The sequence below is a fragment of the Pseudomonas sp. WS 5071 genome (genome assembly GCF_012985765.1).
In the GTDB taxonomy this organism is placed as follows: Bacteria; Pseudomonadota; Gammaproteobacteria; order Pseudomonadales; family Pseudomonadaceae; genus Aquipseudomonas; species Aquipseudomonas lundensis_A.
Genome location: NZ_JAAQWY010000005.1, coordinates 29,135 through 55,725, shown reverse-complemented (window position 1 = coordinate 55,725; position 26,591 = coordinate 29,135). Strand labels below are relative to the sequence as shown.

Sequence of the window (26,591 nt, the reverse complement as noted above, 5' to 3'; positions counted from 1 at the left end):
ATATGCAATGGGAAGTTGTGATCGGGCTGGAAATTCACTCCCAGCTCGCCACCCAATCGAAGATTTTCTCCGGTAGCGCCACCACTTTTGGCTCGGAGCCGAACACCCAGGCCAGCCTGGTTGACCTGGGCATGCCGGGCGTATTGCCGGTGCTCAACGAAGAAGCCGTGCGCATGGCCGTGATGTTTGGCCTGGCAGTGGACGCTGAAATCGGTCAGCACAACGTCTTCGCCCGTAAAAACTATTTCTACCCGGACCTGCCCAAGGGCTACCAGATCAGCCAGATGGAATTGCCGATCGTCGGCAAGGGTCATTTGGACATCACACTGGAAGACGGCACGGTCAAACGGGTGGGCATTACCCGTGCGCACCTTGAAGAAGATGCCGGCAAGAGCCTGCACGAAGACTTCAGCGGCTCGACCGGTATCGACCTGAACCGCGCTGGCACCCCGCTGCTGGAAATCGTTTCCGAGCCGGACATGCGCAGCGCCAAAGAAGCAGTCGCTTACGTCAAGGCCATGCACGCCCTGGTGCGCTACCTGGGCATCTGCGATGGCAACATGGCCGAAGGCTCGCTGCGTTGCGACTGCAACGTGTCGATTCGCCCGGTGGGTCAGGCCGAGTTCGGCACCCGCTGCGAGATCAAGAACGTCAACTCGTTCCGCTTTATCGAAAAGGCGATCAACAGCGAAGTACAACGCCAGATCGAGCTGATCGAAGACGGCGGCAAGGTGGTTCAGCAAACCCGCCTGTACGACCCGAACAAAGACGAGACCCGCGCCATGCGCAGCAAAGAGGAAGCCAACGACTACCGTTACTTCCCGGACCCGGACCTGCTGCCGGTCGTCATCGAAGACTCGTTCATCGAAGACGTTCGCGCCACCCTGCCGGAACTGCCGCCGCAAAAGCGCGAGCGTTTCCAGTCGCAGTTCGGCCTGTCGACCTATGACGCCAGCGTCTTGGCATCCAGCCGTGAGCAAGCGGACTACTTCGAAAAAGTGGTCAGCATCAGCGGTGACGCCAAACTGGCCGCCAACTGGGTCATGGTCGAGCTGGGCAGCCTGCTCAACAAACAAGGCCTGGACATCGACCAGTCGCCGGTTACGGCCGAACAACTGGGCGGCATGTTGCAGCGCATCAAGGACAACACCATCTCCGGCAAGATCGCCAAAGTGGTGCTTGAAGCCATGGCCAACGGCGAAGGCAGCGCAGACGACGTCATCGAAAAACGCGGTCTCAAGCAAGTGACCGACAGCGGCGCGATTGAAAAAGTGCTGGATGAAGTGCTGGCGGCCAACGCCGAGCAGGTTGAGCAATACCGTGCGGCAGACGAAGCCAAGCGCGGCAAAATGTTCGGCTTCTTTGTCGGCCAGGCCATGAAAGCCTCCAAAGGCAAAGCCAACCCGCAACAAGTCAACGAACTGCTCAAGAGCAAGCTCGAAGGCTAACGCACCGGCTACACACGATACCTGTGGTCACGGACGAGGCCTCAGGCTGCGAGGGGTTGCGAAGCAGCCCCCCCCTTTATCGGGAAGGCCTCACCCGGCCTTGTCGCAGCCTGGCACCTCGTCAGCGGCTACACCGGTTAACACGCTTACGAGGATTCCCCCCCCATGAAGCAGCTACTCGGCGCCTGCGCCCTGCTGAGCCTGCTCGCGGGTTGTGCCAGTCACGACATAGACCCGCGCGGCTATGACAAAACCGGCGTTGCCTCTTATTACGGCGCCCGCCACCATGGCAAACGTACTGCCAGCGGCGAACCTTTCGATCAGCACGCCCTCAGCGCCGCCCATCGCCAACTGGCGTTCGGCAGCCGCGTCCTGGTCACCAATCTGAGCAATAACAAATCGGTTGTGGTGCGCATCAATGATCGCGGCCCTCACACCCGTGGCCGATTGATTGATCTTTCGCGCCAGGCCGCCCGGCAGTTGGGTATGCTGCGCAGCGGCACCGCCAATGTCCGAATCCAGGGCTTGAGCGATTAATCAGGGAGTGGCTGCGATTTGGGCTTGAACGCGTTATCGACATGGAACCTGCTGCAATTGCTCTGCGGTCTCGGCCTGCTGGTCGCCGGTGCAGAACTGCTGGTGCGCTGCGCCGTCAGCATGGCAGCCACGCTCAAAGTCCGCCCATTGCTGATCGGCCTGACCGTGGTCGCACTGGGCAGCAGCGCCCCGCAAATGACCGTCAGCCTGCAAGCCGCCTTCAATGACACCCCGGACATTGCCGTCGGCAGCGTGATCGGCAGCAACATCTTCAACGTGCTGGTAACCCTGGGGCTTTCCGCACTGATTATCCCGTTGCGCGTCTCTCGCCAGCTGGTACGCCTGGACATCCCGCTGATGGTGATTGCCAGCGCACTGGTGCTCGCCCTGGCCCTCAACACGGAACTCGACCGGCTGGACGGCGTAATCTTGCTGTGCGGCCTGACAGGCTACCTGGGCCTGTTGCTGCGCCAGTCGCGCCATGGCAGCCATCATCATGTCAGTCACGACCAACCCCAGCATTCCTGGCTGCGCAATGTGCTGATGATGCTCTGCGCCCTGCTCCTGCTCGGGCTTGCCGGTCGGCTATTGCTAGGCGCGGCGGTTGATGTCGCGACGCAGCTCGGGCTGTCGGAGCGCATCATCGGCCTGACCATCGTTGCCGTGTGCACGTCGCTGCCGGAGCTGGCCACCTCGCTGATTGCCGCCTTTCGCGGGCAACGTGAAATTGCCGTGGGCAACGTGATCGGCAGCAACGTCTTCAACCTGCTGGGCGTGCTGGGCATCACCGCACTGGTGTCCCCCGCGCCGCTGTCCGTTTCACCGAACGCCCTGGCCTTTGACTTGCCCGTCATGCTCGGGGTCGCGGCCTTGTGCCTGCCCATTTTCTACAGCGGCTACCGCGTTACGCGGGCAGAAGGCGTGTTGCTTCTGGGGTTGTATCTCGTCTACGGGCTGCATGTCGTGTCCTTCACCACCGGCATGCCGCTGGCCGGAAAACTCGAACACCTGATGCTGTTTTTTATCCTGCCGGCGCTGCTGGTGTATGTGCTGTTCAGTACCCTGCGCGCGTGGCGTCGACAACACTGAGGAGTCTTCCCTTGAATAATAAAAAGACCGGACTTGAAATGCGCCGCCAGGTGATGGGCGATGAATTTGTGGACCGCGCCCTGGGCAACGCCACTGACTTCACGCAGCCGTTACAAGACTTCGTCAACGAGCACGCATGGGGCGGTGTGTGGAACCGAGAAGGTTTGCCCCTCAAGACCCGCAGCCTGATCACCCTGGCCACCCTGACCGCGCTCAAGTGCCCTCAGGAACTCAAAGGCCACGTGCGCGGCGCGCTGAACAACGGCTGCAGCGTAGAGGAGATCCGCGAAGCCCTGCTGCATTGCGCGGTGTACGCGGGGGTTCCGGCGGCCATTGATGCATTTCGGGCAGCGCAGGAAGTCATCGACAGCTACGACGTTTAAATCCAGCCGCCCCACTGCAAGACAAAAATCCCGATATTGGTCGTGACCGCCGCCATCACCGTGGTGATCACGATGATGGCAGCCGCGAGTTCATGATTGCCATTGGCGGCGCGCGCCATGACAAAACTGGCCGCGGCAGTCGGGCTGGCGAAATACAGAAACAGCGTGCCCAGTTCCGGCCCGCGAAAACCGTACAACCATGCGCCCCACGTGGTGATGAGCGGCAGGCCAATCATCTTCAGCAAGCTGGCGCTGAAGGCCAGATCGCCACTTTTGCGCAGGGCCGCGAGTGACAACGTGCCGCCGATACAGATCAGCGCCAACGGCAAGGTCATCGCCGCCAGATATTCCCCGGATGCCTGCAACCAGCCGGGCAACACTATCTTGAATGCAGCAAACGGCACGGCTGCCAGCACACTGATAATCAGCGGGTTGCGAAACACGCTTTTGCAGATGCTCCACGGGTCGGATTTGATCACCGGGCTGTACACGGCCAGCACGATGGTCGACAACGTGTTGTACAGCAGGATCACCAGCGCCGCGAGCACAGCCCCCAACGAGATGCCGTAGGCGCCGTACATACTGGCGGCCAGCGCCAGCCCGATCACCGCGTTATTGCCGCGAAAGGCGCCCTGCGTGTAGATGCCACGGTCTTCGCGTGGGCACCGCCAGATCGACCAGCCCCAGGCCAACGCGAAGCTCACCAGGGTCGCCACCGTGAAGTAGCCCAAGACTTTAGGCTGCAAGGCGGCATTAAGGTCCGCGTGCACAATGCCCAGAAACAACAACGCCGGCATGGTGACGTTAAACACCAGAGCCGACGCGGTATGGATGAAGCTGTCATTGATCCAGCCGACACGCTTGAGCACTACCCCCACAAACAGCATGGCAAACACGGGCGCAGTGATGGTCAGGGTCTGAAGGAAGATAGCCAGCATGCCAAGCAATTCCGATTGCAATCGTCAGACCGCGAATCTTATGCCAGGGACAGGAGCAACACCTAATATTGAAAAGCCATTATTGCCCGGATCAATCGAACTGGGCGCGCATCCAGGCTTGGTACTGGGCCACTTCAGGCTCACCTTCGCGAGGCGCCCAAGGCGCCAGTTCGCCATCCCCGACAGGCCGGTAGGGTCCGGCTTTGCACTCGAACATCACGCTGTCAGGCTCAAGCACTACCAGGCCATGAAATACTCCCGGCGGCAGGTCTACGCCGAGGCTTTCGCCCCCGGCCATCAACACGCGCGTTTCGAGCAACTGACCGTTGCGGTCAAAAATCAGCACCCCCAGCTTGCCCCTGAGCACCAACAGGGTTTCAGCCTTGTCGCTGCTCAGGTGACAGTGGGGCGGGATGTACGTGGCGGGTTGCAGGCCCACCACCATGCGATGACAAGGCTCCTGCATCTGATGCAGGTTGTGGTGCTGGCGACCACGAGGGTTACCGGCAGCCTTCTCGGCCAGTTCGTTAAACAGTGTCTGATCGAGAAAGCTGGGGGTAGTCATGGTTTCAACGTCCTTGTTTACAAACCTTTAACGGCATAAATGCCGGCGGCGTTACGCCAGTAGCCTTTGTAGTCCATGCCATAACCGAATACGTAGCGGTCGATGCACGGCAGGCCTTCGTAAGTGGCCTTGAGGCCAGCACTTGCCTTGCGGTCGTGTTCTTTGTCGATCAACACCGCCGTGTGCACCTGACGTGCGCCAGCGTGATTGCAGAAATCCACAATGGCGCTCAGGGTGTGACCTTCATCCAGAATGTCGTCGATGATCAGCACATGGCGGTCCATGAACGACACTTCCGGCTTGGCCTTCCAGAACAGATCGCCGCCGCTGGTCTGATTACGGTAGCGCGTGGCGTGCAGGTAAGACGACTCAAGCGGAAATTTCAAATGCGTGAGCAGCTTGCCGGCAAAAATCAGCCCGCCGTTCATCACACAAAAAACCACTGGATTCATCTCGGCCATGTCGGCCGTGATTTGCGCGCCAACACGGGCAATGGCCGCCTCGACTTCAGCTTCGGTGTACAGGCAGTCAGCCTCTCGCATGACTTGACGGATATGCTCGAGATCAGCAGACATGACGCTCTCCAGGGGGGGTTGCTCAAGAAAAGCGGGCAAAGGTACGCATCCGCATGGCTCAGATCAAGCATTTATGGACTAACGTGCTGTTATGTCTATAGGACATCACCCCGGATTAGATTAATCTAGGCCGGTTTTTTTGCCTGCCCCCGGAGCTTTTCCCTATGCCTATCCGTGAGATCCGCCATCCGCTGATCCGTCACAAGCTCGGCCTTATGCGCCGTGCCGACATTAGCACGAAGAACTTCCGCGAGCTCGCTCAGGAAGTCGGCGCGTTGCTGACCTATGAAGCCACCAGCGACCTGACGCTCGAAACCTACGAGATTGAAGGCTGGAGCGGCCCTGTTCACGTTGAGAAAATCGCCGGTAAGAAAATTACTGTCGTGCCTATCCTGCGCGCCGGCATCGGCATGCTCGAAGGTGTGCTGAGCCTGATCCCGGGCGCCAAAGTCAGCGCCGTCGGCGTTGCCCGTAACGAAGAAACCCTGCAGGCCCACACTTATCTGGAAAAACTCGTACCGGAAATCGACGAGCGTCTGGCGATGATCATCGACCCGATGCTGGCCACCGGTTCTTCGATGGTTGCAACCATTGACCTGCTGAAAAAAGCCGGCTGCAAAGAGATCCGCGCCATGGTGCTGGTTGCCGCCCCCGAAGGGATCGCTGCGGTAGAAGCCGCTCACCCGGACGTCACCATCTACACAGCGTCCATCGATAACCGTCTGGACGAACACGGCTACATCATTCCGGGCTTGGGCGATGCCGGCGACAAGATCTTCGGCACCAAGCAAAAGGACGCATAACATGCAGGACGAGTTCAACGACCCGCTCTGGCGCCAGATCCTCTCTGGCGCGCAGATGCTCTTCGTGGCCTTTGGCGCGTTGGTGTTGATGCCTTTGATTACAGGCCTGGACCCTAACGTTGCGCTGTTCACGGCGGGTCTCGGGACTCTGCTGTTCCAGATCGTGACCCGGCGCCAGGTGCCGGTCTTTCTGGCTTCGAGTTTCGCTTTCATTACCCCGATCATTCTCGCCAAGGGTCAATTCGGCCTGGCGGCGACCATGGGCGGCGTGATGGCAGCCGGTTTCGTGTACACCTTTCTCGGTTTCGCGGTAAAGCTCAAGGGCACCGGTTTCATTGATCGCCTGCTCCCGCCCGTGGTCATTGGCCCGGTGATTATCTCCATCGGTCTGGCGATGGCACCGATTGCCGCGCACATGGCCATGGGCCGCGCTGAAGATGGCACCGAGCTGATCCACTACCAGACCGCCATGATGATCTCGATGCCAGCCTTGCTGACCACCCTGATCGTGGCGGTGTTCGGTAAAGGGATTTTCCGTCTGGTTCCGATCATTGCCGGTGTGTTGGTGGGGTTTGCCCTGGCCTTCTATTTTGGCGTGGTCGACACGGCCAAAATTGCCGCAGCCCCCTGGTTTGCCTTGCCGCAGTTCACGGCGCCGGAGTTCAACTGGCAGGCGATTCTGTTTATCGTCCCGGTGGCATTGGCCCCGGCCATTGAGCACATTGGCGGCGTGATTGCCGTGGGCAGCGTGACCGGTCGTGACTACCTGAAAAAGCCCGGCCTGCACCGCACCCTGTTCGGTGACGGTATTGCTACCACGGCTGCTGGTCTGCTGGGCGGCCCACCCAACACCACCTACGCCGAAGTGACAGGCGCCGTGATGCTGACCAAGAACTACAACCCGAAAATCATGACCTGGGCGGCCATCTTTGCCATCAGCCTGGCATTTATCGGCAAGTTCGGCGCACTGCTGCAAAGCATTCCAGTGCCGGTCATGGGCGGGATTTTGTGCCTGCTGTTCGGCTCGATTGCGGCGGTGGGGATGAACACCCTGATCCGTCATCAGGTCGACCTGAGCGAGGCACGCAACCTGGTGATTGTTTCGGTCACGTTGGTGTTCGGTATTGGCGGTGTGCTGATCGGCACCGGGATGGGACCTGAAGACTTCGGTCTCAAGGGCATCGCGCTGTGCGCCATTGTGGCGATAGCGCTGAACCTGCTCCTGCCGGGTAACGACAGTTGGAAAAAGAAAAAAGGTGACGAGCCGATTATCTAAACCGGCCTGCGTCACCTGCAACCCTCTCCCCTCGGGAGAGGGTTTTTTATTTCACAGCGCCAGCGGCGCCCTTTCGCATAACGTATTCAACGCAGCCGCCCATTCAGGGTTGTCGTTGAGGCACGGCACCAGCACCAACTCCTCGCCCCCCGCCTCGATAAACTGCTCGCGACCGCGATCGCCAATCTCTTCCAGCGTCTCGATGCAGTCGGCGACAAAGGCTGGGCACATCACCAGAATTTTCTTCACGCCCTCTTTGGCCAGCGCATCCAGTCGCGCTTCGGTATAGGGTTCGATCCACTTCGCGCGCCCCAAACGGGACTGAAAAGCCACCGACCACTTACCGTCCGGCAAGCCCATTCGCTGCGCAAACAACTCAGCGGTACGCAGGCATTGCGCGCGATAGCAGGTAGCCATCACCGCAGGGGACGCGTTTTGGCAGCAGTCTTCATTTTTGAAACAGTGATTACCGGTCGGGTCGAGCTTGTGCAGGTGCCGCTCGGGCAAACCGTGGAAGCTCAGCAGCAGGTGGTCGTATTCCTGCGCCAGATGCGGTTTGGCACTGGCCACCATCGCTTCCAGATACTCGGGCTGGTCATAAAACGGCTGCAGGATTGAGAACTGAATCGGCAGCTTTTTAGCCTTGACCACCCGCTTGGCTTCTTCAATCACCGTGGTCACGGTGCTGTCCGCAAATTGCGGGTAGAGTGGCGCAAGGGTGACCTTCTTGATGCCCTGAGCGGCCAGCCGGGTCAGCACGGTTTCAATGGACGGCTCGCCATAGCGCATCGCCAATTCCACCGGCCCCTGCTTCCACTCGCGGGTCATGGCCTGCTGCAAACGACGGCTGAGCACCACCAACGGTGAACCTTCATCCCACCAGATTGACGCGTAGGCATGCGCCGACTGCTCGGGGCGTTTGATCAGGATCAGCGACACCAGCAAGCGTCGAACCGGCCATGGCAAGTCGATCACGTACGGGTCCATCAAAAACTGGTTCAAGTAGCTGCGAACATCCGCTACCGACGTAGACGCCGGTGAACCCAGGTTTACCAGCAACAGCGCGTGGTCGGTCATGCAACATCCTATTTCAGAGGCGGGCGGACACATCATCGAGTGCCGCTCGCAAATCGGTGAACTGAAAAGTGAAACCGGCTTCGAGCAAGCGTGCGGGGGTCGCCCGCTGCCCGCCCAATAACAACTGCGACATTTCACCCAGCAATACGCGCAATACAAACGCGGGCATGGGCATCACGGCCGGGCGATGCAGCACGCGGCCAAGGGTTTTGGCGAACTCGGCGTTACGCACCGGGTGCGGGGCGCAGGCATTATAAGGACCGGTTGCCGCATTCTCATGCACAAGAAAATCAATCAGGGCGATTTGGTCCTGGATATGAATCCAGGGCATCCATTGCCGACCATTGCCTATCGGCCCGCCGAGCGCCAGCTTGAAGGGCAGCAACAGGCGTGACAAAAAGCCGCCCTCGGCTGACAACACCAGCCCGGTGCGCACCAACACCACACGTATCCCCAATGCCTGCGCACGCAGCGCGGTCTCTTCCCAGGCGATGCACAGGTGACTGGCAAAATCTTCACTGACCGGCGCGGCGTCTTCGGTCAACTCGCGCTCACCGCCATCCCCATACCACCCCACTGCCGACCCCGAGACCAGCACTGAAGGCTTCTGCTCGCGGCTTTCGAGCCATGCCAGCAGGGTTTCGGTCAGGGTGATCCGACTGCTCCAAAGCAACATCTTGCGCTTGCGCGTCCAGGGCCGATCCGCAATCGGTGCCCCCGCCAAATTGATCACGGCATCCACGGGGTCCTGCCCCAGCTCTTCGAGCGTGGCGATGCCCCTGACGCCTGTTCCACAGCGTTCACTCACCTGCGCGGGGCGTCTGCTCCACACCGTCAAACGATGACCTTGGGCCAACCAGTGACGACAAAGCTGGCGCCCTATCAAGCCTGTACCGCCTGTCAGCAATATGTGCATCTGTTCAACCTCGCAGGAAGTTTTATCGCAAGCACTGGTCTATTTTTAGAGAAAGCCCCAATTCGTCGCGCCGTCGGCTGTGTATAAGAATAGGCCAGATGGACCCAGCGAGCACGCTAAAACTTATACCAATAAATAGATTTGTACAGGTATTACCGTCGGCGTAGTCTGTGCAAACAGGAATCGAGGCCACTATGACTGTACCCATCGCAATCATCGGCACCGGCATTGCCGGTCTTTCAGCAGCGCACGCCCTTCAAACAGCAGGTCACACGGTGCACCTGTTCGATAAAAGCAGGGGTAGCGGTGGCCGTATGTCCAGCAAACGCAGTGAAGCAGGCAACCTGGACATGGGCGCGCAGTACTTCACTGCCCGCGATCGACGTTTCGTCGAAGAAGTGCAACGCTGGCAAGCCAAAGGCTGGGCCAGTGAATGGGAACCGCATCTGTACAACCACAAACATGGCCAGTTGACTCCCTCCCCCGACGAGCAAACGCGCTGGGTCGGCAGCCCGCGCATGAGTGCGATCACCCGCGGCCTGCTGGGCAAATCCCACGTGACCTTTTCCTGCCGGATCACCGACCTGATCAAGGGTGAGGCACACTGGCACCTGCAAGACGCAGACGGTCAGGATCATGGCCCCTTCAGCCATGTGATCATCGCGACTCCCGCGCCACAGGCCACGGCGTTACTGGCCGTGGCCCCTAAATTGGCCAGCATGGTGGCCAGCGTGAAGATGGACCCCACGTGGGCCTTGGCGCTGGCCTTTGAAACCCCTCTGGCGACCAAAATGGATGGCTGTTTTGTACAAGACAGCCCGCTGGACTGGCTGGCACGCAACAGCAGCAAACCGGGCCGTGACAACCAGCCCGACACCTGGGTGCTGCATGCCACCAGCGCCTGGAGCCGACAAAACCTCGACCTGCCCAAAGAAGCGGTCATTGAGCAACTGCACGGCGCCTTTGCCGAGCTGATGCACTTCCCCACACCGGCCCCGATTTTTACGCTGGCCCACCGCTGGCTCTATGCACGACCCGCCACGGCCCATGAATGGGGCGCTTTGGCAGACTCAGACCTGGGCTTATATGCCTGCGGCGACTGGTGTTTGTCTGGCCGGATCGAAGGTGCCTGGCTCAGCGGCCAGGACGCCGCCCGCAAGTTGCTTGAGCATTTGGAATAACGCCCCGCAGGACACGCTCCCCGGACGCCGCCTCGTGCGGCGTCTGCCTACACGGCCTTGGCGTGGGCAGCCTACTCGGGATGCGATACCCCCATAAACACCCAATACCTGTACAAGCTATTTGACTTGTACAAGATCAAGCCTATGATGACCTTAAGTTGTACATCAAACAAAAGATGTACAAGTAATTCTTGGAGGTTCATCACATGGCCAGCGCCGTCTCAGCTCATGACAAACCGAAAATCGCCATCAGCGCCTGCCTGCTGGGAGCTGAAGTTCGCTTTAACGGCGGCCATAAAGAGTCGCGCCTATGCAGCCAGGCCCTGAGTGAACATTTCGAATTTGTGCCGCTGTGCCCCGAGGTCGCCATCGGTCTTGGCATTCCCCGTCAACCCATCCGTCTGATTGGCAACCCGCAACAGCCCCTGGCCGTCGGCAGTGTCGACAGCGCGCTGGACGTCACCGGCCCCCTGCATGACTACGGGGTGGACATGGCGGCCGAACACACCGACATCTGTGGCTACATTTTTATGCAGAAGTCCCCGTCCTGCGGGCTGGAGCGGGTCAAGGTCTATCAGGACGGTGGCCGCCCGGCCGAACTCAGTGGCCGCGGCATATACGCCCGCGCCTTCTGTGACGCGCACCCCAACCTGCCGGTGGAAGAAGACGGTCGTTTAAATGACCCGGTATTGCGCGAGAACTTCATGACCCGGGTCTACGCCTACCGGGACTGGCAAGCGCTGCTCAAACAAGGCATCACACGGCGCAGCCTGACTGAGTTCCATGCCCGGTATAAATATCAACTGATGGCAAACCATCCGGTCCAGTACAAAACCCTGGGCAATTTACTGGGCAGCCTTGGCAAACAAGACCCGCGCGCTATTGCACCGCAGTACTTCAGCGAGCTGATGAAAGCCCTCAAACGATGTGCCACCCGCCGCACGCACACCAATGTGCTGCAACACCTGAGCGGCTACCTCAAACAATCCATCAGCAGTGCCGACAAGCAAGAGATCCAGCAGATCATTGGCCAATACTTGCAGGGCATCGTGCCGTTAGTGGTGCCGCTGACCCTGCTCAAGCACCACTTCCGTCAGCACCCGGACCCCTACATCTCGCGTCAGGTGTACCTGCAGCCGCACCCGGAAAACCTCAGCCTGCGCAATGCCATCTGACCATGAACGACGACCTGATTATGTCCAACACACCTGATACGGACTACAGCCAGGCACTGGCACAAGGTTGGCTGCCCATACGTGATGTTTCGCGTATTACGGGGGTCAACGCAGTGACCTTGCGCGCCTGGGAGCGTCGCTACGGATTGATCGTCCCCCATCGCACCGCCAAGGGGCATCGGCTGTTTTCCACAGAGCATATTCAGCGGATCCAGCAGATTGTGCTGTGGCTCAACCGCGGCGTGGCTGTCAGCCAAATCAAGCCATTGCTTGATGCTCCCGGTCCGTCTGACGAAGCACCCGGCAGCGACTGGCAGGTTTGGCGTCATACCCTGATTGAAGCCATCAGTGAATTGGCCGAGCGCCGCCTCGATGATTGCTTCAACCAAGTCATGTCGCTCTACCCCACACGCCCCTTGTGCGAGCGACTGTTGATGCCGCTGCTCGATGAGCTGGAACAGCGCTGGCAAGGGCAGTTCGGCGCCCAACTGGAGCGGGTGTTCTTTCACACCTGGCTGCGCAGCAAGCTGGGCGCGCGCATTTATCACAACAACCGTTCGCTCAAAGGCGAGCCCGTGCTGCTGGTTAACCACTCGGACCTGCCCTTCGAACCCCAGCTGTGGCTCACCGCCTTGCTGATCAGCAGCAGTCATTGCCCGGTTGAAATGTTCGATGCGCCTTTGCCGGTGGGCGAGCTGGGCCTGGCGGTTGAGCGGCTGGAGCCGCGTGCGGTGGTGCTGTATTCCAGCAAGACCATTAACACCCAGGCATTGAACAAATTACTCAACGGCATCGAGTGCCCGACGTTGATTGCCGGTCCGGCGGTACGCATTCATTACGACGTGTTGTCCGTTAGCACAACCGAGATCGCAGGGCTGTGCCTGGCCAACGACCCCGTCGAAGCGCATCTACGTCTCAACCAACTCGGGCTTTTGTAACGCTCTGCAAGGGGCTCAAGGAACTGACATGCAACTTTTTTGGCTACGAAGCGACCTGCGTCACATGGACAACACCGCCCTGAGCGCCGCCGCAGAGCGTGGCCCCACACTGGCGGTCTATGTGATCAGCCCGCAACAATGGCTGATGCACGATGACGCGGCCTGCAAAGTCGACTTCTGGTTGCGCAACGTGCATACCTTGAGCGAGCGTTTGCGCCAGCTCAATATTCCTCTTTTGATTCGCACCGCCGCCACGTGGGAAGACGTCCCTTCAGTGCTCCTCACGCTGTGCCAAGAGCAAGGCATTCAAGCGTTGCACACCAATCAGGAATACGGCATCAATGAAACCCGCCGCGATACGGCGGTGGCTCAAACCCTCGAAGCCCACGGCATCGCCTTCCACAGCTACCTCGACCAACTGCTGTTTCAACCGGGCAGCATCCTCACCCAGTCGGGCTCGTACTTTCAGGTGTTCAGCCAATTCCGCCGAGTCTGTTACAACCGTTTGCACATGGCCCTGCCGCAGACACTCGCCGCCCCTGCGGTTCAAGCGCCCTTGAATATCCAAAGCGACCCGGTGCCTGCTGCAGTCGACGGGTTTGCCACGCCCGATGACGCGCTGCGTGCGCTGTGGCCCGCCGGAGAGCAAGAAGCCCAAACACGCCTGGCGCGCTTCGCTGATGAACACATCCACTATTACAAGGATGAGCGCGACCTGCCGGCCAAGCCGGGGACCAGCCAGCTTTCCGCCTACTTGGCGGCGGGCGTAATTTCCCCGCGTCAATGCCTGCACGCAGCACTCATGAGCAACAACGGCGAGTTCGAAAGCGGTAGCCCCGGCGCGTCCACCTGGATCACCGAGTTGCTGTGGCGCGAGTTTTATAAACACATTCTGGTCGGTTACCCCCGCGTCTCACGGCATCGCGCCTTCCGCCCCGAGACCGAATTTCTGCCGTGGCGAGAGGCCCCTCAGGAGTTGGCGGCCTGGAAACAGGGCCGCACCGGCTTCCCGATTATTGATGCCGCCATACGCCAACTGCTGGAAACCGGCTGGATGCACAACCGTCTGCGCATGGTGGTGGCGATGTTCCTGACCAAAAACTTGCTGATTGACTGGCGCGAAGGCGAACGCTTTTTCATGCAGCACTTGATTGACGGCGATCTGGCAGCCAACAACGGCGGCTGGCAATGGAGTTCTTCCACCGGTACCGATTCCGTCCCGTACTTCAGAATTTTCAACCCGTTGAGTCAGTCTGAGCGCTTCGATCCCGAAGGCACCTTCATCAAACACTGGCTCCCCGAATTGGCTGATTTGAATAAAAAACAGGTGCATAACCCGGCCTCAGTGGGCGGCCTGTTCGGCGCAGTCAACTACCCTGCTCCTATCGTGAACTTGAGCCAAAGCCGCGACCGCGCGCTCAGCGCCTTCAAAAATCTTCCTACCAGGCACATGTTGGAGATGAGTCATGACTGACGGGCGCAGAATCTGGCTCACAGGAGCCAGCAGCGGTATCGGTGCGCATCTGGCTCAGGTGCTGCTTGAAACAGGCGCCCGGCTCGCCGTCAGCGCACGAAACCCGCAACCGCTTACAGCCCTGTCTGAGCGCTATCCCGGACAAGTTCTGGTTGTCCCCGGCGATTTGACCGACTGCGCTCAGGTGCGTGAGATCGGCATGCACATTGCCCAGACCTGGGGAGCGCTGGACACCGTAATTCTCAATGCGGGCACCTGCGAATACATCGACGTCGACCACTTTGATGCCGCCCTGATCGAGCGCGTCGTACGCACCAACTTATTGGCCACCAGTTATTGCATCGAGACGGCGCTGCCCTTGCTGCGCGCCGGCTCGCGCCCACATCTGGTGGGCGTTGTGAGCTCCGTCACCTATTGGGCGCTGCCACGGGCAGGCGCCTATGGCGCGTCAAAGGCGGGGCTGCGTTACTTGCTGGAATCCCTGCGGCTGGATCTTGCCCATGAAGGGATGGACGTTACCCTCGTCAGCCCGGGCTTCGTGGACACGCCGCTGACTGAAAAAAATGACTTTCCGATGCCCATGCGCTGGTCTGCCGACAAAGCAGCCAACCATATTGCCCAGCGTCTGGAGAAACGCCCGCTGGAGATCGCCTTTCCAACCCCTTTCATCGCGCTGTTGCGCCTGTTGTCCAACCTGCCCAAGCGCATGCAAGTGGCGCTGGGCAAACGTCTTGCGCGTAATGGCGAGCAACCACACCCATGAAAATCGCGATTATCGGCAGCGGCATATCAGGCCTGACCTGTGGCTATTTACTGCACAAGACCCACGACATCACGGTGTTTGAAGCCAGCGACTGGGTCGGAGGCCACACCCATACCGTCACTGTTGACGTCAACGGGCAATCCTATGCGGTCGACACGGGATTCATCGTTTTCAACGATTGGACCTATCCCAATTTCATCAAACTGATGGACCAACTGGAGGTGCGCTCCAACGCCACTGAAATGAGCTTCTCCGTGCACGATACTGACACGCGGCTTGAATACAACGGCAATACGCTCAACAGCCTGTTTGCCCAGCGCGGCAATCTGCTGTCGCCTGCTTTTTGGGGCATGTTGCGCGACATTTTGCGTTTTAACCGCGAAGCCGTCCGCGACCTGGACGAGCAGCGTATCGCTGCTGACACCCGGCTCGGCGACTATTTGCAACAGCGCGGCTATGGCGAACGTTTCATTGAGCACTACATCGTGCCGATGGGCGCCGCCATCTGGTCCATGTCACTGGCCGACATGCTGACGTTTCCCCTGCAATTTTTCGTACGTTTCTTTAAGAACCACGGCCTGCTCAGCGTCAGTAATCGCCCGCAATGGCGTGTGATTGAAGGAGGCTCAAGTGCTTACGTCAAACCGCTGAGTGCCGGCTTTGCTGATCGAATTCACCTTAATTGCCCAGTGACTCAGGTCGAGCGCTACGAGCAAGGCGTACTGATCCACACGGCAGCCGGTGTTGAGCGATTCGACAAAGTGATTTTTGCCTGCCACAGCGATCAGGCCCTCGCCTTGCTGGCCCAGCCCTCAACGGCCGAAAAGGAAATCCTCGGCGCGCTGCCCTACGCTGACAACGATGTTGTGCTGCACACCGATACGCGCCTGTTGCCTGACCGAAAACTCGCTTGGGCCAGTTGGAATTATCGCCTGGGGTCAGCCGTACAAAAACGCGCTGCCGTGACCTACAACATGAACATCCTGCAAGGTATTCAGAGCGAGACCACGTTCTGCGTCAGTCTTAACCAAACTTCAGCCATCGACCCGCTAACAGTGCTGGCCAGCTTTACCTATGCCCACCCGCAATACAGTTTGCAGGGCATTGCCGCACAAGCGCGCTGGCAAGAACTGCTGGGCGCGAACAACAGCTATTTTTGCGGCGCCTACTGGGCCAATGGTTTCCATGAAGATGGTGTGGTCAGCGCACTGCGTGTGGCCAACGCCTTCGGGCATCGCTTATGAACAGCGCCCTGTATACCGGGTGGATCGCCCACCGGCGCTTCGCGCCCACCGCCCATGCATTTCGTTACCGCATCGGGCTGCTTTATCTCGACCTGGATGAACAAGAGGCGGTCGTGGGCCTCTCCCCTTTGGCCGGAAAAAGCCGACTGGCGCCCTTCTCTTTCCGTGAAACCGATTACCTGAAAACGTACACCCAGACGGGCATGCGCCTGATCGACGCGGTGCGCCAACAAGTCGGTATCGCGTTGGGGCGCACCCCGCAAGGCGCAATCCGCGTGCTCACGCAACCGCGCAGTTGGGGGCTTTCATTCAACCCGGTGAGTTTTTTTTACTGCTTTGAGGCTGACGGCACCTTGGCTGCTGTCTTGTGCGAAGTGACCAATACGCCCTGGCGCGAGCGCTATCACTATGTTCTCCCGGCGCAAGGTGACGGTTTTCAGCACGTCGCCGTGGCCAAGGCTTTTCATGTGTCGCCGTTTCTGCCGCGCGATCTGCAATACCGCATGAGCTTCAGCGCGCCCGACGCGCGCCTCGGTGTCCACATGGCCGACTGGCAAGGTGAGTTAAAACTGTTTGATGCCACCCTCAATCTGCAACGCACGTCGCTGGACCGTGCGGGACTGCATCGCTATGTGCGCCAGTTCCCATGGATGACGGCGAAGACGTGCGTGGCGATTTACTGGCAAGCCATGCGGCTTTTTCTCAAGCGCACACCGATTTTTTCCCATCAGGCCGCCGATGGCGCCTTTCGCATTGCTACTGCGCATAACAAGGAACAACGCCATGAAAAGCCCTAGCCTGGTGAGCAAATCGTCATCGTCGAGTACCCATAATCTGACCAGCGCGCTATTGCGCCGCGGGGTGATGCGCCAATTGGCCCAGTTGAAAAACGGCCACCTGACCGTCGTCGAAAAAGGCGAGCGCCGGACATTCGGCGACCATGGCGCGGGGCTTGTGGCGGAGGTTCACATCCACGACGCCAGCGTGTGGGGCATGATCGCCAGCAACGGTTCGATTGGCGCCGGAGAAGCCTTTATCCATGGCTACTGGAGTTCCCCGGACCTCACAAAAGTGATCCGTGTGCTGGTCAGCAATATGGAAGTGCTGGATGCCATGGAAGGAGGACTGGCGCGTCTGAGCCGCCCATTCATTCGGGGCCTGCACTGGATCAATCGCAACACGCGCAAGGGTTCGCAGAAAAACATTGCGGCGCACTACGATCTGGGCAATGAGATGTTCGAGCAGTTTCTCGACCCGACCATGATGTATTCCGCCGCCCAGTTCCTTACGCCCGACGACACGCTGGAGCAGGCGCAGCTCAATAAATTGGCGCGTATCTGTCAGAAACTCGGGCTGACTGCCGACGACCATTTGCTGGAAATCGGCACGGGCTGGGGCAGCATGGCGTTGTTTGCCGCTCAGCAATACGGGTGCAAAGTCACCACCACGACCTTGTCCAAGGAGCAGTACGACTACACCCTCGCGCGCATCCATGCACTTGGCCTACAAGATCAAGTGACATTGCTGCTTGAGGATTACCGTGATCTGACAGGGCAGTACGACAAGCTGGTGTCCATCGAAATGATCGAAGCAGTCGGTCACCGCTTTTTGCCCAGCTATTTCAAACAGTGTTCCCACTTGCTCAAACCCCACGGCTTGATGCTGCTGCAAGCCATCACCATCCGCGAACAACGCTATGAGCAGGCAAAACGCAGTGTGGATTTTATCCAGCGCTACATTTTCCCCGGCGGCGCTTTGCCCAGCGTGCAGAAGATGCTCGAAATCGTCGGCCAGGACACCGACATGAACTTGATGCACATGGAAGACTTCGGCCTGCATTACGCCAAAACCCTGCACCTGTGGCGCGAGAATTTTCGACGCGCCCATGGCCGTTTGACTGAGTTGGGCTACGACGAATACTTCCTGAGGCTGTGGGAGTTTTACTTGTGCTACTGCGAAGGCGGCTTTCTGGAGCGCAGCATTGGCACCGCGCAATTGCTGCTGGCCAAACCGGGCGCCACTCTCGAACCGCTGTTGGGCCGACTCGATGCTTAACAAGACGCTGGCCAACGCCGCGCTGTTTCAGGTCGGCTGGTTTGCCTGCGTGCTGGGCGGCCACAGCGCCTGGCTCCTGCTGGCAGGCGCGGCCTTGGTTATTCAAGTGCTGTGGATAAAAGCTGACATCCGCCTGGTGCTGCTGGTGTGCGTGCTGGGCAGCGTCATCGACAGCGCTCTGTTGAACGCGGGCGTGTTTGCATTCGACAGTCCAGGAAAGATCATCCCGTTCTGGCTGATGCTGCTGTGGGCCCTGTTGGCCACTACCTTGAATCATTGCCTGGCGTGGACCGCGAAACCGCTCTGGCTTTGCGCAGTGCTGGGCGCCGTGGCAGGTCCGCTTTCGTACTATGCAGGGCAGCGCCTGGACGCCGTGGCGTTTCCATTGGGCCTGTGGCCTACCCTGATCGGGCTGGGGGTTGTTTGGGGGGCGTTGTTCCCAACCCTGCAATGGCTGGCAGGTAAATTTTCTCACCCGGCCGGATAGGTGCAGCTGTCAGCTGTTTCACACCTTGATGCGGCACTGCCTTACACTGCGCGCCTATGACCACCATCCCGTTGACTGAAATAACCGAACCCGCCGTCACGTGCTCGACCTGCGCGGCGTGCTGTTGCCAGCTCGAAGTGATGCTGATCACAGACACGGGTGTGCCCGAGCGTTTTATCGATACCGATGACTGGGGAGGCGAAGTGATGTTGCGCCTGGACGATGGCTGGTGTGCAGCCCTGGACCGCAACACCATGATGTGCACCATTTACGAAAAGCGTCCGCTGATTTGCCGCGAGTTCGAAATGGGTGAGGTTGAATGCCTCAACGAGCGTCAAGGCATTGCCACCGCGTATCGCTGAGGTTACAGCGGCATTGTGTAATGCAGGGCGTAGCTCTCAACCCCGTCATTGGTACTGGAAAGCCCGGCGTTGGAGTAATGCGTCGCACGAATCCCGACTTCATGACCACCGTTGAAACGCAGGCCAACACCAATGCGGTCTTCAAACTGGAACGCGGTGCCCAGCTTTTGCTCTTCCACTTCGGTCTTGGAGAACAACGCCATGCCGATCCCCGCTTCGATGTAAGGCTTCACCGTTTCGCCGGCAAATTCGTACACAAATACAGGGGAGAACGACAGGCTGTTACTGCTGGATGACTTCTTGCCATCCCAGAACGTGTAAGCACCATCCCAATAGCCGGTCAGGCGACCGACATCACTTTGTAGCCAGCTCTTGTCCCAATCGGACTTCAAACCCAGGCGATAGGTCATGCTCGATTGGCTTGTATGCCCTACCCCAAACTCGATACCGGCCGCTTGTGCCGTGTAACTGTGCCCCAGAACCGTTGCTGCGAGAGCAGCCAAGCCTAAAAAGCGCTTCATAAGAAAATCCTATTTTCGTATGCATAGGTCATTTGTTGTGTGCCCCATCAGGCAGGCGTTATGAATCCGATCACAACGTGAAAGTTCAACCCATTTGAACGGACACACATTTTTCTACAGGGCAAAGCTTCGCACAACGCCAGACTTATTCCACAGTGCAGGTAGGATATTTCTCATCTGTTCAGGTAAGGCGCTTGTCCAGAACTGGGTTTCTTGAGCCGGCCCAGTGGCCAAAAGCCCACGTTCACGGAGTAAACGCTGCAATTGACGGGCGACAGCCGCACCGGTATCGATCAGGCAGATCGACGGCGGGAGCATCTGACGGAGCAGAGGCTTGAGGAAGGGATAGTGGGTACACCCCAGGATGATCGTGTCGCACCCGGCAGCCAGCAGCGGCTCGACATAGCCTTGCAACCGTGAGCGCAAGGCCTGGCTTTGCAGGTCGCCGGTTTCGATCAATTCCACCAGCCCGGGGCAAGGCTGGGTGATGACGCGCACATCATTGGCAAACCGGTCCAGCAAGGCGGCGAATTTGGCGCTCTGCAACGTGCCCGTGGTGGCCAGAACCCCCACGACGCCACTTCGGGTCGCGGCCGCAGCAGGCTTGACGGCAGGCTCCATGCCAACGATTGGCCAGTGCGGATAGCGTTGTCGCAAATCTGCCACACCCGCCACCGTGGCGGTATTGCAGGCCAGCACGATGGCTTTGGCGCCCTGTTGCTGAAAGAAGTCGGCAATCACCGCACAACGCTGGCGGATAAATTCCGGGGATTTCTCGCCATACGGAATATGCCCACAATCACCGACGTACAGCAGCGACTCATTGGGCAGTAAGGCGTGAATCTCGTTGAGCACTGACAAGCCGCCGACGCCCGAGTCGAAGACGCCAATCGGTGCTTCACTCATGGGCTGAACCGCACACGCTGCACGCCGGGTCACGCTTGACCCGCAGCTCGCGAAAACGCGTGCCGAGGGCATCAATCAACAGCAGTCGACCGACCAGCGGTTCACCAAAACCGGCCAGTAGCTTCAAGGCTTCAAGGGCTTGCAAACTGCCCACCAACCCCACCAGCGGGCCGATGACGCCGGCTTCGCTGCAGGTCAATTCATCTTCGCTGCCGTGCCCGTATAAACAGTGGTAACAGGGGCTGGAAGGCTGGCGCGAATCGAAGACCGACAACTGGCCTTCCAGGCGGATCGCAGCCCCGCTCACCAACGGCTTGCGCGCCGCCACACACGCTCGGTTCACGGCTTCACGGGTGCCAAAGTTGTCGCAACAGTCGAGCACCAGATCCACGGCGGCGACTGCATCGGCCAATGAGTCTTCGTCCAGCGCCGTACGGTGGGCAATCAGGGTGATCGCCGGGTTGGTCGCGGTAAGCCGGGTCAGGGCCGAGTCGACCTTGCTCTCACCGACACTGGCCGTGTCGTGCAGGATCTGGCGTTGCAAGTTGGTGACGTCGACGCTGTCGAAGTCAGCCAGGTGTAACTCGCCCACCCCCGCCGCGGCCAGGTACAACGCCACCGGCGAGCCCAGCCCGCCAAGGCCGACGATCAATACACGGCTGTTTTTGAGGGCCAACTGCCCGGCGATATCGACCTGTTGCAACAGGATCTGTCGGCTATAGCGCAACAGTTCCTGATCGGTCAGCACGGCAGGCGACCCAACGTAATACGTTCGTGAGTGCCCAGGTCTTTGCGGCTTTCAACCTCAACGAATCCCGCGCCCTGCAACAGGTCACGCACGGCAGGCGCCTGATCGTAACCATGCTCAAGCATCAACCAGCCCCCGGCATTCAGGTGGTGCGGGGCTGCGGCGACAATCTCACGAATGTCATCCAGCCCGTCAGCACCGGCGACCAGCGCACTTTCGGGCTCGAAACGCACGTCCCCTTCATCCAGATGCACATCCCCGGCCGCAATGTAAGGCGGGTTGCTGATGATCAAATCAAAACGGTGGCCTGCCAACGCGCTGAACCAATGGCTGTTGAGCACGGTGACATTATTCAATTCAAGGCGCTGCCGGTTGCGCTCTGCCAGCGCCACAGCTTCGAGGATGCGATCAACGGCCGTGACCTTCCAGGCCGGGCGTTCACTGGCCAGGGCCAAGGCGATGGCGCCGCTGCCGGTGCCCAGGTCCAGCACGCTGGCCGGGGTTGCAGGCAGCAATTGCAGGGCCGTCTCCACCAGCAGTTCGGTATCCGGACGCGGGATCAACGTGTGCGGGGCCACTTCCAGATCGAGGTTCCAGAAACCTTGCTGCCCCAGAATGTAGGCCACGGGTTCGCCCGCACGGCGGCGTTGCAGGAAGTCGGCAAAGGTCAGTGCGGCTTCGCTGCTGACAATTTTCTCGGGCCATGTGTGCAGGTAACTGCGCGACTTGCCCAAGGCGGCTGCCAACAACAGCTCTGCATCCAGACGCGCCGTCGGTGAATCGGGCAATTGGGCGGCGCGCAACAAGCTGGCAATGATGGTCATTTATTCACCCAGGGCTGTCAGTTGATCAGCCTGATATTCCGCTAACAACGGTTCGATCACGGCTTCGACGCCGCCTGCGAGCACTTCATCCAGTGAGTACAACGTGAGGTTGACGCGATGGTCAGTCACTCGGCCTTGGGCAAAGTTGTAGGTGCGAATGCGCTCGGAGCGATCTCCCGACCCCACCAACAGTTTGCGTTCACTGGCAATCGCGCTCGCGGCGGCGCTGGTTTGCTGGTCGTTCAATTTAGCTGAAAGCCACGACATCGCCCGCGCACGGTTTTTATGCTGGGAGCGTTCTTCCTGGCACTCCACCACAATGCCCGACGGCAAGTGCGTGATGCGGATGGCGGAGTCGGTCTTGTTGACGTGCTGACCACCCGCGCCCGAAGAACGGTAGGTGTCGACGCGCAAATCGGCCGGGTTGATCTCGATCGCTTCTTGTTCGTCAGGCTCAGGCAATACCGCGACGGTGCAGGCCGAGGTGTGAATACGCCCTTGGGATTCAGTCGCCGGGACACGCTGAACACGGTGAACGCCCGACTCGAACTTCAGCTTGCCGTACACGTTCTCGCCTTCAACCCGCGCAATGACTTCTTTATAGCCGCCATGCTCACCGGGGTTTTCCGACAGGATTTCCAGCCTCCAGCCACGCCGTTCGGCATAACGGGAATACATGCGAAACAGATCGCCTGCAAAAATCGCGGCCTCATCGCCCCCGGTGCCCGCCCGGATTTCGAGGAAGACGTTGCGTCCATCGTTCGGGTCCTTGGGCAGCAACATGCGCTGCAGGTCACCTTCGAGCTCAATCAGTCGCTCTTTGGCTTCGCGCACTTCCTCGACAGCCATTTCACGCATGTCGGGGTCGCTGTCCTTGAGCAAGGCTTGAGCACCTTCCAGGTCGCCCTGAACCTTCAGCCACTGGCCGTACGCGCCAACAATGGGCTCAACTTCTGCGTATTCCTTGGAATAAGCGCGGAATTTGGTTTGGTCGGAGATAACTTCGCCATCGCCAAGCAATGCGGTCAGTTCCTCAAAACGGTCCTGGAGGATGTCCAGCTTATTAAGCAATGACGCTTTCATTACGATTTTTTATCCGCAGAGCTATGCGATGAGCCCTCACCGAGGGCAAAAAGTTCTTGTGCCATGGCCAGCGCATCGAGGCGGCCTTCGGCGGAAAGCTTTTTCAACTGCACGCTGGGCGCGTGCAGCAATTTATTGGTCAGACCGCGCGCCAATTGGGCCAGCACGTCTTCAGGGTTGCCGCCATTGGCCAGCATTTTCAACGCTTTTTGCAGCTCTTCATCGCGCAGGCGTTCGCCTTGCTGGCGGTAGGCCTTGAGCACATCCACGGCCGCCAGCTCACGCAAACGCACCATGAATTCTTCGGCGCCGATGCTGACCAACTCTTCGGCGGCTTGAGCAGCGCCCTGGCGGCTCTTGAGGTTTTCAGCCACTACTTCATGCAAGTCATCGACGGTGTAGAGGTAAACGTCGTCCAACTCGCCGACTTCTGGCTCGATATCGCGAGGAACAGCAATATCGACCATGAAGATGGGTTTGTGCTTGCGCAGCTTCAGCGCGCTTTCAACCGCGCCTTTACCGAGAATAGGCAACTGACTGGCCGTCGAGCTGATGACGATGTCGCTGTGCACCAACTCTTGAGGAATGTCCGACAACAACACGGCATGCGCGCCGAACTGTTCGGCCAACAGACTGGCACGCTCCAGCGTACGGTTAGCAACCACGATACGTTTGACCCCCAAGTCATGCAGGTGTCGGGCGACCAGGGTGATGGTTTCGCCAGCCCCTATCAACAATGCCTGACTGCGCTGCAAGTCACTGAAAATCTGCTTGGCCAGGCTGACCGCGGCAAACGCCACGGAAACCGGGTTTTCGCCGATGGCCGTGTCGGTGCGCACTTGCTTGGCCGAGTTGAACGTGGCCTGAAACAGGCGCCCCAGCAGCGGCCCGACGGTGCCCGCCTCACGCGCCACCGCATACGCCGACTTCAACTGGCCGAGAATTTGCGGCTCGCCCAACACCAATGAATCGAGGCCAGCGGCCACACGCATCATGTGACGAACGGCAGCATCGTCTTCATGGATGTAGGCGCAAGACTTCAATTCTTCAAGGTCGAGCTGATGGTAATCGGCCAGCCATTTCAGGACGGTATCGGCTGAAATCTGGTCTTGCTCTATATACAGCTCACTGCGATTGCAGGTTGAGAGGATCGCAGCTTCACGACTGTCGGTCAGTCGGCAGAGCTGCTGCAAGGCCTCAACCAACTGCTCCGGGGTAAAAGCCACGCGCTCGCGGACGTCTACTGAAGCAGTCTTGTGGTTAATACCGAGTGCGAGGAAGGCCATTCAAGATCGCTGATGATGACGAGAAGCCGGCAATTGTCCTACTTCGCCAGATTCAGAACAACCATTGCTGACTATTGTCTCTATAGTTAAGGTCTGTTGACGCCCAATTAGCCATCATCTGCATCCTGATATCGATAGTCGCAGCCGTTAGGTTTGCCCTTTCGCATGTGTCATGATGCCCCGACCGCAGGTAAGTCGCCCTTCTCTTATATGAATAGATCCTCCGCGTTGCTCCTTGCTCTTGTCTTCCTCAGTGGCTGCCAGGCCTTGGCTCCCACGTCGCCGGATGAATCGTCCGCGGTTGAAGACACCACTTCTGTGCCCGAAAAGCCAAAGGTCTACAGCTCTTTCAGCGAAGACACGCTGTACAGCCTGTTGAGTGCCGAACTGGCAGGGCAACGTAATCGTCTGGACATTGCGCTGGACAACTACGTGACCCAGGCCATCAATACTCAGGACCCGGGCATTTCCGAGCGCGCATTTCGCATCGCCGAGTACCTGGGCGCCGATCAGGCCGCACTCGACACGTCGCTGATCTGGGCCAAAAACGCACCGGACGACCTTGAAGCTCAACGCGCCGCCGCCATTCAGCTGGCGCGCAACGGCCGTTACGACGATTCCATCGTGTACATGGAAAAAGTCCTGCAAGCCAAGGGCGATACTCACTTCGACTTTTTAGCGTTGTCAGCCTCTGAATCAGACCCCGAAACCCGCAGCGGCATGTTGAAAAGTTTCAACAGCCTGCTCGCCCGGCATCCGGACAACGGTCAGCTGATTTTCGGTAAAGCCTTGCTCATGCAGCAGGATGGAGACGCCGAAGGCGCACTCAAGTTACTGGAGAACAATCCGCCGCAAGCCGGTGAAGTCGCCCCCGTGCTGTTGCGGGCCAGAATCCTGCAAAGCCTCAATCGCGGCGATGAAGCCCTGCCGCTACTGAAGAAAAGCATTCAGCAATACCCGCAAGACAAACGCCTGGCGCTCACCTACGCCCGCGCGCTGGTTGAGCAAAACCGCATGGATGAGGCGAAGGCGCAATTCGCCAGCCTGGTCCAGCAATACCCAGAAGACGACGAACTGCGTTTTTCTCTGGCGCTGGTGTGCCTCGAAGGCAAAGCCTGGGATGAAGCCGAAGGGTATTTGCAAACGCTGATCGAACGCGACAGCCATGTCGACGCGGCGCACTTGAACCTCGGGCGTATCGCTGAAGAGCGCAACGACCCCCAAGGCGCGTTGATCGAATACGCTCAAGTCGGCCCCGGCAATGACTACTTGCCCGCTCAACTGCGACAGGCCGACATCCTGATCAGCCACGGTCGCGGCACAGAAGCCTCTGCCAAATTGGCGGCGGCCCGCGACGAGCAACCCGATTACGCCATTCAGCTGTTTTTGATCGAAGCAGAAACGCTGAGTGCGAATAATCAGACAAACCGCGCATGGGATGTCCTTCAGCAAGCGCTGAAACAGTACCCGGATGACCTGAACTTGCTCTACTCGCGCGCCATGCTCGCCGAGAAGCGCAATGACCTGCCTCAACTGGAGAAGGACCTGCGTGCCATCATCGCCCGCGAACCTGACAATGCCATGGCATTGAACGCGCTGGGTTACACCCTGTCAGATCGGACAACACGTTACGCCGAAGCCAAAGCGCTGATTCAACAGGCTTATGACATCAACCCCGACGACCCTGCCGTGCTCGACAGCTTGGGCTGGGTCAATTACCGCCTCGGCAATTTGAATGAAGCCGAGCGGTTATTGCGTCAGGCGCTGGATCGCTTCCCGGACCAAGAAGTCGCCGCGCATTTGGGCGAAGTGCTTTGGGCCAATGGCAAACAGCGTGAAGCCAGGCAAATCTGGGCCAAGTTCCTTAAAGACAACCCAGAAAGCCCTATCCTGCGCAAAACCGTTTTGCGCTTGACCGGATCCGAGACTCTTTAAAT

At 59.1% G+C, this 26,591-nt stretch carries 28 protein-coding genes; 17 read left to right on the top strand and 11 right to left on the bottom strand.

Annotation, left to right across the window (positions count from 1 at the left end; translation table 11 throughout):
- The first annotated feature begins 2 nt into the window (after positions 1-2).
- The 4 genes from gatB to HBN61_RS04285 all read left to right on the top strand — a co-directional run bounded on the left by gatB (position 3) and on the right by HBN61_RS04285 (position 3,457).
- A complete protein-coding gene (gene gatB, locus HBN61_RS04300; RefSeq protein ID WP_047280035.1) occupies positions 3-1,448 on the top strand; it encodes an Asp-tRNA(Asn)/Glu-tRNA(Gln) amidotransferase subunit GatB in 1,446 nt (481 codons plus the stop codon).
- Positions 1,449-1,613: 165 nt separating this feature from the next.
- Positions 1,614-1,985, top strand: coding sequence for a septal ring lytic transglycosylase RlpA family protein (locus HBN61_RS04295; protein WP_047273344.1), 372 nt, complete (start codon positions 1,614-1,616; stop codon positions 1,983-1,985).
- A 48-nt stretch (positions 1,986-2,033) separates the two neighbouring features.
- Positions 2,034-3,074, top strand: a complete 1,041-nt coding sequence (locus HBN61_RS04290) for a calcium/sodium antiporter (RefSeq protein WP_047273458.1) — start codon at positions 2,034-2,036, stop codon at positions 3,072-3,074.
- Positions 3,075-3,112: 38 nt separating this feature from the next.
- Positions 3,113-3,457 carry a carboxymuconolactone decarboxylase family protein gene (locus HBN61_RS04285; protein WP_047280034.1) on the top strand — a complete coding sequence of 115 codons (345 nt, stop codon included), beginning with the start codon at positions 3,113-3,115 and terminating at the stop codon, positions 3,455-3,457.
- Here HBN61_RS04285 and HBN61_RS04280 read toward each other — a convergent pair.
- The 3 genes from HBN61_RS04280 to HBN61_RS04270 all read right to left on the bottom strand — a co-directional run bounded on the left by HBN61_RS04280 (position 3,454) and on the right by HBN61_RS04270 (position 5,535).
- The gene (locus HBN61_RS04280) at positions 3,454-4,395 is read right to left on the bottom strand and encodes an AEC family transporter (protein WP_047273342.1); all 942 of its coding nucleotides are present in this window, start codon (positions 4,393-4,395) and stop codon (positions 3,454-3,456) included. The two genes, HBN61_RS04285 and HBN61_RS04280, sit on opposite strands and share 4 nt — an antisense overlap.
- A gap of 91 nt (positions 4,396-4,486) precedes the next feature.
- Complete coding sequence (locus tag HBN61_RS04275; protein ID WP_047273341.1) at positions 4,487-4,960, bottom strand: WbuC family cupin fold metalloprotein; 474 nt, start codon at positions 4,958-4,960, stop codon at positions 4,487-4,489.
- Between the two features lie 17 nt (positions 4,961-4,977).
- Complete coding sequence (locus tag HBN61_RS04270; protein ID WP_047273340.1) at positions 4,978-5,535, bottom strand: hypoxanthine-guanine phosphoribosyltransferase; 558 nt, start codon at positions 5,533-5,535, stop codon at positions 4,978-4,980.
- A 164-nt stretch (positions 5,536-5,699) separates the two neighbouring features.
- On the opposite strand from HBN61_RS04270, the gene upp reads away from it, so the two are divergent.
- Positions 5,700-6,338: a uracil phosphoribosyltransferase gene (upp, locus tag HBN61_RS04265; protein WP_047273339.1), complete on the top strand. Its 639-nt coding sequence runs from the start codon at positions 5,700-5,702 to the stop codon at positions 6,336-6,338.
- 1 nt (position 6,339) lies between these two features.
- Positions 6,340-7,614, top strand: a complete 1,275-nt coding sequence (locus tag HBN61_RS04260) for a uracil-xanthine permease family protein (RefSeq protein ID WP_047273338.1) — start codon at positions 6,340-6,342, stop codon at positions 7,612-7,614.
- Between the two features lie 51 nt (positions 7,615-7,665).
- Here the strand turns inward: HBN61_RS04260 and hemH are convergent, their stop codons facing one another.
- Together hemH and HBN61_RS04250 are read right to left on the bottom strand one after the other, a co-directional pair.
- Entirely contained in the window at positions 7,666-8,691 is a 1,026-nt protein-coding gene (hemH, locus tag HBN61_RS04255; protein WP_047273337.1) for a ferrochelatase, read from the bottom strand.
- A 13-nt stretch (positions 8,692-8,704) separates the two neighbouring features.
- Entirely contained in the window at positions 8,705-9,607 is a 903-nt protein-coding gene (locus tag HBN61_RS04250; protein ID WP_047280033.1) for a TIGR01777 family oxidoreductase, read from the bottom strand.
- A gap of 194 nt (positions 9,608-9,801) precedes the next feature.
- Between HBN61_RS04250 and HBN61_RS04245 the strand changes: the two genes are divergently transcribed.
- The 10 genes from HBN61_RS04245 to HBN61_RS04200 all read left to right on the top strand — a co-directional run bounded on the left by HBN61_RS04245 (position 9,802) and on the right by HBN61_RS04200 (position 19,286).
- A complete protein-coding gene (locus HBN61_RS04245; RefSeq protein WP_170046232.1) occupies positions 9,802-10,788 on the top strand; it encodes an NAD(P)/FAD-dependent oxidoreductase in 987 nt (328 codons plus the stop codon).
- Between the two features lie 206 nt (positions 10,789-10,994).
- Positions 10,995-11,963: a YbgA family protein gene (locus HBN61_RS04240; RefSeq protein WP_047273334.1), complete on the top strand. Its 969-nt coding sequence runs from the start codon at positions 10,995-10,997 to the stop codon at positions 11,961-11,963.
- A 2-nt stretch (positions 11,964-11,965) separates the two neighbouring features.
- Positions 11,966-12,901: a MerR family transcriptional regulator gene (locus HBN61_RS04235; RefSeq protein ID WP_047273333.1), complete on the top strand. Its 936-nt coding sequence runs from the start codon at positions 11,966-11,968 to the stop codon at positions 12,899-12,901.
- Positions 12,902-12,929: 28 nt separating this feature from the next.
- Positions 12,930-14,375, top strand: a complete 1,446-nt coding sequence (gene phrB / locus HBN61_RS04230; RefSeq protein WP_047280032.1) for a deoxyribodipyrimidine photo-lyase — start codon at positions 12,930-12,932, stop codon at positions 14,373-14,375.
- Entirely contained in the window at positions 14,368-15,138 is a 771-nt protein-coding gene (locus tag HBN61_RS04225; protein ID WP_170046231.1) for an SDR family NAD(P)-dependent oxidoreductase, read from the top strand. The genes phrB and HBN61_RS04225 overlap by 8 nt, the downstream gene beginning before the upstream one ends.
- Entirely contained in the window at positions 15,135-16,382 is a 1,248-nt protein-coding gene (locus HBN61_RS04220; protein WP_170046230.1) for an NAD(P)/FAD-dependent oxidoreductase, read from the top strand. Before HBN61_RS04225 ends, HBN61_RS04220 begins: the two co-directional genes overlap by 4 nt.
- On the top strand, positions 16,379-17,179 hold the full coding sequence (locus HBN61_RS04215) for a DUF1365 domain-containing protein (RefSeq protein ID WP_047273329.1): 801 nt from the start codon (positions 16,379-16,381) through the stop codon (positions 17,177-17,179). Before HBN61_RS04220 ends, HBN61_RS04215 begins: the two co-directional genes overlap by 4 nt.
- Positions 17,166-18,437, top strand: a complete 1,272-nt coding sequence (locus HBN61_RS04210; RefSeq protein WP_047273328.1) for an SAM-dependent methyltransferase — start codon at positions 17,166-17,168, stop codon at positions 18,435-18,437. The genes HBN61_RS04215 and HBN61_RS04210 overlap by 14 nt, the downstream gene beginning before the upstream one ends.
- Positions 18,430-18,924 (top strand): DUF2878 domain-containing protein, encoded by a 495-nt coding sequence (locus HBN61_RS04205; protein WP_083333247.1) that lies wholly within the window; start codon positions 18,430-18,432, stop codon positions 18,922-18,924. Before HBN61_RS04210 ends, HBN61_RS04205 begins: the two co-directional genes overlap by 8 nt.
- Before the next feature lie 56 nt (positions 18,925-18,980).
- Positions 18,981-19,286 (top strand): YkgJ family cysteine cluster protein, encoded by a 306-nt coding sequence (locus HBN61_RS04200; protein WP_047273326.1) that lies wholly within the window; start codon positions 18,981-18,983, stop codon positions 19,284-19,286.
- Positions 19,287-19,288: 2 nt separating this feature from the next.
- On the opposite strand, the gene HBN61_RS04195 is transcribed toward HBN61_RS04200, so the two are convergent.
- The 6 genes from HBN61_RS04195 to hemA form a co-directional block, all read right to left on the bottom strand.
- Entirely contained in the window at positions 19,289-19,807 is a 519-nt protein-coding gene (locus HBN61_RS04195; protein WP_047273325.1) for an acyloxyacyl hydrolase, read from the bottom strand.
- Between the two features lie 114 nt (positions 19,808-19,921).
- Positions 19,922-20,713, bottom strand: a complete 792-nt coding sequence (gene murI / locus HBN61_RS04190) for a glutamate racemase (RefSeq protein ID WP_047282068.1) — start codon at positions 20,711-20,713, stop codon at positions 19,922-19,924.
- Entirely contained in the window at positions 20,706-21,461 is a 756-nt protein-coding gene (locus tag HBN61_RS04185) for a molybdopterin-synthase adenylyltransferase MoeB (protein ID WP_083333246.1), read from the bottom strand. Before HBN61_RS04185 ends, murI begins: the two co-directional genes overlap by 8 nt.
- Positions 21,455-22,285: a peptide chain release factor N(5)-glutamine methyltransferase gene (gene prmC / locus HBN61_RS04180; RefSeq protein WP_047273322.1), complete on the bottom strand. Its 831-nt coding sequence runs from the start codon at positions 22,283-22,285 to the stop codon at positions 21,455-21,457. The genes HBN61_RS04185 and prmC overlap by 7 nt, the downstream gene beginning before the upstream one ends.
- A complete protein-coding gene (gene prfA, locus HBN61_RS04175) occupies positions 22,286-23,368 on the bottom strand; it encodes a peptide chain release factor 1 (protein ID WP_047280025.1) in 1,083 nt (360 codons plus the stop codon). It abuts the gene before it with no gap.
- Positions 23,368-24,654 carry a glutamyl-tRNA reductase gene (gene hemA, locus HBN61_RS04170; protein ID WP_047273320.1) on the bottom strand — a complete coding sequence of 429 codons (1,287 nt, stop codon included), beginning with the start codon at positions 24,652-24,654 and terminating at the stop codon, positions 23,368-23,370. Before hemA ends, prfA begins: the two co-directional genes overlap by 1 nt.
- A 210-nt stretch (positions 24,655-24,864) precedes the next feature.
- Between hemA and HBN61_RS04165 the strand changes: the two genes are divergently transcribed.
- Positions 24,865-26,589 (top strand): tetratricopeptide repeat protein, encoded by a 1,725-nt coding sequence (locus HBN61_RS04165; protein ID WP_047273319.1) that lies wholly within the window; start codon positions 24,865-24,867, stop codon positions 26,587-26,589.
- Positions 26,590-26,591 lie beyond the last annotated feature (2 nt).